We start from the raw sequence: 1,542 nt of genomic DNA on the forward strand, positions 1-1,542 counted from the left end.
ACACCCGAGGCCGTTCATCTGGACGAAGACCGCCGACGAGATCCTCGACAAAGTAGCCGCCTACTGCCGACGAATCTCCGACTCAGGTCACTAGGTGTGCGGGCTCGACTCTGACGACAGCCTGACAGTCGCGTGTCGGTCAGCATCAGTGGCTGCTGGGGCACGGACGGGTGGGCGGAGACGAGAAGTGATGTCAGCTCCCAGATTCACCACCACTGGTTGACATCCAACCTAGTCGGCCCAGGTCAACAGGCTGCACGCGACTAACCTTGCGGTCAACGGAGGGCCCACTCAGTCGCGGGGCGCCCATGCAGCTAGAATCGAACATGTGACCGAACCCGGCCCGTCGAATCTTGAACTGCTGCACTTCGCGCGTCGCGTGGTCGTGCAGCAGGCGACCGCTGCGCTGGCGCAGATCGACGGGTGGATCGCGCTGGAGCAGCGGCGGGCGGAGGAGCGCAGGCGGGGCGAGGAGCGGCGGCCGCCGCCTCCGGAGTGGCTCATTCAGTACGGCTTGAACCGGAACAATTTGGACGCCGTTCATACCGGGGACTGCTGGGCGGCTGCCAAGAGCGGGCGGTGTCGTCCGGCGACGCGGGCGCAGGCTCTCGATGCGCTGCGTCATCAGGTGAAGCCGTGCCCTCATTGCCGCCCGGACAGTCCTCTCGGGTTTCTGGACTAGTCGGCGAGCTCGCCAGGCTCGTACTTGACGACCTCGCTGGTCTTCTGGTCCCAGGCCCAGACGCGAGACTCCCGCCATAGCGGCGGGTAGTCCTCCAGCTCCACAGCGAACGGGGTCATAGGTCCGGGGAGGTGTTCTCCGGTGGAGCCGTCCACCCAGGAGCCCGTGGGTATCTTCGTCGGCCGCCACTCGACGTCGCCTATGAGGATGGCCACCACGCCGCCGACGATGACTGCGTCGTCATCGCTGTCGCGGACGGGGATGCGCCATTCTCGCTCGTGCATCCATGTCGAGCCGGATTCCGTGCGGACGGCCCAGTGGCCGAGTCCGGCGTCGACGAATCGCTGGTGCTCATCGGGCGGTACGTACGCGACGGCCCCCCCGCCGGCCCTGTGGATGCTGTCCCTGCTGCCGACGATGCCCCATGGGCGGAAGCCCTTCCAGTGGACGAGGAAGGACAGGTGCTCGGGGGTGCACTCGGAGAAGCACAGGCAGGGGGTGCCTTGTGCGCCCTGGCCGGCCGGGGCGGCCCCGAACGGGGCGAACGCCCGAAGCTTGGCGCTTCCGAGGATCGAGTCGAGGCGTTCCTCGGGCGTCATGGTCTGGATCTCCTCGGGCACCCAGTTCGGCCGTCCGCCATTCCTGCCGGTGAAGTGGTGGAGGACCTCACTCTGTGCGGGGCCAGCCAGCCCCAGTACTCCAGTCATCCTGCTCCTCGTGTGGGTTGCGGACGCCTAGATCTACAGGACGTCTCCGGCACCCGAACAGTGAGCGTTTTCAGCGTTGGCGCTCCAGGGTGAGGACGGCAGCGGCGATGACCGTCATGCGGTTGGGGCTGCAGCGGGCTCTGCGGAAGACGC

At 67.0% G+C, this 1,542-nt stretch carries 2 protein-coding genes and 1 pseudogene; 1 reads left to right on the forward strand and 2 read right to left on the reverse strand.

From position 1 onward, the window contains the following. The first annotated feature begins 328 nt into the window (after nucleotides 1–328). Nucleotides 329–682 carry a DUF6233 domain-containing protein gene (locus ACZ6D7_RS47510; RefSeq protein ID WP_469505164.1) on the forward strand — a complete coding sequence of 118 codons (354 nt, stop codon included), beginning with the start codon at nucleotides 329–331 and terminating at the stop codon, nucleotides 680–682. On the opposite strand, the gene ACZ6D7_RS47515 is transcribed toward ACZ6D7_RS47510, so the two are convergent. Both ACZ6D7_RS47515 and ACZ6D7_RS47520 read right to left on the reverse strand, forming a co-directional pair. After that, nucleotides 679–1,389 carry a hypothetical protein gene (locus ACZ6D7_RS47515; RefSeq protein ID WP_469505165.1) on the reverse strand — a complete coding sequence of 237 codons (711 nt, stop codon included), beginning with the start codon at nucleotides 1,387–1,389 and terminating at the stop codon, nucleotides 679–681. The genes ACZ6D7_RS47510 and ACZ6D7_RS47515 overlap by 4 nt on opposite strands. A 70-nt stretch (nucleotides 1,390–1,459) precedes the next feature. Continuing rightward, a pseudogene (locus tag ACZ6D7_RS47520) lies at nucleotides 1,460–1,542 on the reverse strand (IS5/IS1182 family transposase); the annotation flags it as partial.

The organism is Streptomyces sp. NPDC041784 (assembly GCF_055591025.1).